4 protein-coding genes are annotated in these 4,014 nt (G+C 66.7%); all 4 read left to right on the forward strand.

Going from position 1 to position 4,014, the window contains the following annotated elements; all coding sequences use genetic code 11:
- Positions 1-449: 449 nt before the first annotated feature.
- Positions 450-1,766, forward strand: coding sequence for a sugar ABC transporter substrate-binding protein (locus GT354_RS44145; protein ID WP_161362814.1), 1,317 nt, complete (start codon positions 450-452; stop codon positions 1,764-1,766).
- 96 nt (positions 1,767-1,862) lie between these two features.
- Positions 1,863-2,852 carry a sugar ABC transporter permease gene (locus GT354_RS44150; protein ID WP_161362816.1) on the forward strand — a complete coding sequence of 330 codons (990 nt, stop codon included), beginning with the start codon at positions 1,863-1,865 and terminating at the stop codon, positions 2,850-2,852.
- Positions 2,853-2,855: 3 nt separating this feature from the next.
- A complete protein-coding gene (locus tag GT354_RS44155; RefSeq protein ID WP_161362818.1) occupies positions 2,856-3,692 on the forward strand; it encodes a carbohydrate ABC transporter permease in 837 nt (278 codons plus the stop codon).
- Between the two features lie 52 nt (positions 3,693-3,744).
- Positions 3,745-4,014, forward strand: a 270-nt coding sequence (locus tag GT354_RS44160; RefSeq protein WP_161362821.1) for an ATP-binding cassette domain-containing protein, incomplete at its 3' end; no start/stop codon positions are given.

Below are 4,014 nucleotides of genomic sequence, written 5' to 3' on the forward strand. Positions count from 1 at the left end.
GACCCCCCCCGCCCGAACGCCCCACCGACGCCCCACCCAGGACCACCCCACGGCCCGAAGTGCCGCACGGACACGCTCTACACACCCGAGAGTCACATCAAAGAGCCGATGTATGTGCCGACTCCGATACTGATTGAGCAACCTCTCCGGTGATCTCGAAGCGCGCATTGTGCCGTGAAAGCCGCAATCAGGAGCACAGTCGGGGTCAGGATTGCCCGCGAAACGGGACCCGAGGTATCGAGTCGGTCGCAGCACTCGGTAACCCTTGTGCGGCCAGAGATCGGATGTATAGGCTCCAGCACAGCGCGGGATCACCTGAAAGGTGGCCCGCAAACCCTCACATCCCCCGCAGGTGCCCCCAAAGCGCCCTGCGCGGCTCGGTCACGGGGTCGGTCGGTCCGGACCCGGGGCGACGGAACCGTCCGATGTCGTTCCCTCGAAGGAGAACCATGAAGAGCTCAGGGATACGGCGGTTCGCCGGCACGGTGGCGGGCGTCGCGGCCTTCGCGCTGCTGACCTCGGCGTGTGGCGGCGACGACGGCGCGTCGTCCTCGTCCGACGGCAAGGTCACCCTCAAGTACTCGACCTGGTTCCCAACCGACGCGACGCTCAAGAAGACCATCGCCGCATTCGAGGCCGCCAACCCGAAGATCAAGGTCGACCTCCAGCTCAGCACGAACTCGGACTACCAGAAGAAGCTTCCGCTGGCGCTCAACAGCGGCCAGAAGCTCGACCTGGTCGGTGTGCAGACCTCCGCGATGGCCGAGCAGTTGCACAGCAAGCTCACCCCCATCGCCGACCTGGGCATCGGCGACGACGTGCTGAACCAGCTCGCGCCGCAGGCGTTGGAGCAGAGCAAGAAGCTGGTCAAGGACGGCAAGCTCTACTTCGTCCCGATGGGCCGACTCGGCTCGGCCGCGCTGTTCTACAACAAGGACATGCTCGACAAGGCCGGGGTCACCGCCGTGCCCAAGACCATGGCCGAGCTCAAGGACGCCGTCACCAAGGTCAAGGCGACCGCGCCCGACAGCATCCCCGTCGTGATGGCCGGCGACTCGTGGTTCCAGGACGAGGTCGCGCTGACCGTGGCCGGGCAGACCACGCCCGCCCTGTTCAACGACATCCGCTACGGCAAGGGCCGTTGGGACAGTGACGCGTACATCGGCGCGCTGCGCGACTACGCGGGTCTGTACAAGGACGGCACGCTGAGCAAGGACACGCTGGACCTGACCGGCACGCGCGCCACCGAGCTGTTCGCGTCCGGCAAGTCCGCGTTCTACGTGGGCGGTACGTGGGACGCCGGGATGCTCTCGCCGGCCTACCGCACCGCCAACAAGATCGACATCAAGGACGTCGGCGCCGCCGCCCTGCCCGTCGTGAACCCGACCGCGACCCCCTCCCTGCGCGGCTTCATCGAGACCGGCCTCGCCGTCCCGAAGAACGCCAAGCACCCCAAGGAGGCGGCCGAGTTGCTCAAGTTCCTCACCGTCGGCGACGGCGTCAAGGTGTGGGGCGCGGACCTGGGTCTGTTCCCGAGCAAGAAGGGCTTCGAGCTCGCGCCGGACGTGCTGTCCACCGAGACCGCCAAGGCCGGCTACACCGCGCTCCAGCAGCTCGTGGACTCCTCGATCGGCGAGCGCAACAACATGAGCGACTTCACCGTGATCGCCGGCGACACGGTCAAGAAGGTCGTCCAGGGCTCCGACCCCTCCTCCGAGGCGAAGAAGCTTCAGGAAGAGTTCACCAGCGGTCGCTACAGCAAGTAGACCCCCGGCCGGCAGGCAAGCCGGCCGGCCCGAGAACACCCGGACAGGCAGGCGGCAGGCCACCCGCACCGCCCTCGATCGGCAAGGACGCCCATCATGACCACCACCGCCCCGGGCCCGGCCGACACCGCGTCGGCCGGGACCGGGCCGGCGGCCCCCCGCCGCCTGCCCGGCGTGCGCCGCGCACGCAAAGCCAAGAAGGTCGACGGCCCGCAGCAGCGGGGGATGTTGCGCACGGCGCTGCTGTTCCTCGTCCCACTGCTCGCCTTCTACCTCGTGTTCTACGTCTTCGGCTTCGCGTTCCTGGCCCGCACGAGTTTCCAGCGCACCGACCTGTCCTTCATGGACCCGGAGTCGATCGGCTTCGAAAACTACCGACTCCTGTTCACCGACGACCGCTTCCTGCGGGCACTGTTGAACAACGTCGTGTTCGCCGCCGCCGCCGTCGCCGGCGCGCTCACCCTCGGCTTCTTCCTGGCCGTCGTACTGAGCACGGGCATGCGTGGCCGGAAGATCTTCTACGCGGTCTTCCTGGTCCCCTCGTTGATGCCGGTGGCGCTGGTCGCCTCGGTGTTCGGCGGGATGATGGAAAGCCGGTACGGCACCCTCAACGAGACGCTGCGCAGTGCGAACCTGGACTTCCTGGCCGGGCATTGGCTGACCGAACCGGGCCTGGCGTACGCGGTGGTCATCGGCATCTTCGTCTATCTGGTCGGCCTGCCGATCATGTACTACACCGCCGACCTGAGCGCGCTGAACACCTCGCTTCTGGAAGCGGCCGTCCTGGACGGCGCGTCGTTTTGGCAATTGCTGCGCACAATGCTGTTCCCGCTCATGCGCACCACCCACAAGACCGTGGTCATCTCGATCCTGCTGATGTCCTTCCGCGCCTTCGAGATCGTCTTCTTCTCGACCAAGGGCGGCCCGGCCGGCGGTACCGAGATCTCCGGCACGTACGTGTACAACTACGCCACCTCGCCCGGCCCCCAGGTCGGCTACGCGTCGGCCGCCGCGGTGGTCGTCCTGCTGCTCGCGCTGCTGTTGTCCGCGATCCAGCTCCGTTTCACCGGAAAGTCGGAGGAGTAGACCGTGGCCGACACCAGCGACGCCATGCGCGTACTCACCGGTCGCAAGCGCGACCGCAGGATCCTCCAGGGGATGCTGCTGTTGATGGGCGCGATCTGGCTCTTCCCGATCTACGCGGCGATCAAGCGATCCCTCGAAGGCGGCGGGACGGGCAACTACACCGCACTGTTCACCGACCCGGTCGGCGACGTCACGATCTACGACACGTATCTGAACTCGTTCATCATCGCCGTCCTGCACGCGGGCATCGTGGTCGGCGTCGGCGCTCTCGCCGGATACGCCTTCTCCAAGCTGCACTTCCGCGGCAAGGAGGCCCTGTACTACGGCATCGTGCTGTGCCTGGCCGTGCCCGGCACCGCGATCCTGGTACCGCTGTACTACACGATCCGCGAGGCGGGTCTGTTCGACAACTACCTCGGTGTCGCGCTGCCGGAGGCCGCGTTGACCCTGCCGTTCGCGGTGTTGCTCCTGCGCAACTTCGGCGACAACATCCCCGACTCGCTGATCGAGGCGGCGCGGATGGACCGGGCCGGGCACTGGCAGGTCTTCCGGACGGTGTATCTGCCGCTGTGCCGGCCCGCGTTGGTCAACCTGTCGATCCTGTGTTTCATGTGGTCGCTCCAGGACTTCCTGTTCCCGAGCCTGTTCTTCACCGACGAGAAGTACACGACCGCGGCGAAGGCGGTGCAGTCCTTCCAGCAGTATCTGGCGACGAGCCCTTCGGACATCGGCAAGTACAACGCGTCGCTCGTCCTGCTCGCCGTCCCCGCCCTGCTGCTCGTCGTCTTCGGCCTGCGCTTCATCACCGCGGGCCTCACCAGCGGCGGGGTCAAGGAATGACCGCGCCCGCGACCCCTTCCCACCACCACCCCTTCTGCACGTTGGAGCACTCATGGCCCAGGTGATGTTGGACCAGGTGTCCAAGACCTACCCGAACGGGCACGTCGCGGTGCACGACATGGATCTGGACATCGCCGACGGCGAGTTCCTGGTTCTGGTCGGCCCGTCGGGGTGCGGCAAGTCCACCCTGCTGCGGATGATCGCGGGCCTGGAGTCGATCACCGGTGGCGAGTTGCGCATCGGCGAGCGCGTCGTCAACGACGTGCACCCGGGTGATCGCGACATCGCGATGGTGTTCCAGAACTACGCGCTCTACCCGCAC

The organism is Streptomyces sp. SID3343 (assembly GCF_009865215.1).
Taxonomy (GTDB): domain Bacteria; phylum Actinomycetota; class Actinomycetes; order Streptomycetales; family Streptomycetaceae; genus Embleya.

What these genes read in the sequence shown, in the direction of transcription:
- GT354_RS44145 (WP_161362814.1), top strand. Translation starts at nt 450, where the DNA reads ATGAAGAGCTCAGGGATACGGCGGTTCGCCGGCACGGTGGCGGGCGTC.
- GT354_RS44150 (WP_161362816.1), top strand. Translation starts at nt 1,863, where the DNA reads ATGACCACCACCGCCCCGGGCCCGGCCGACACCGCGTCGGCCGGGACC.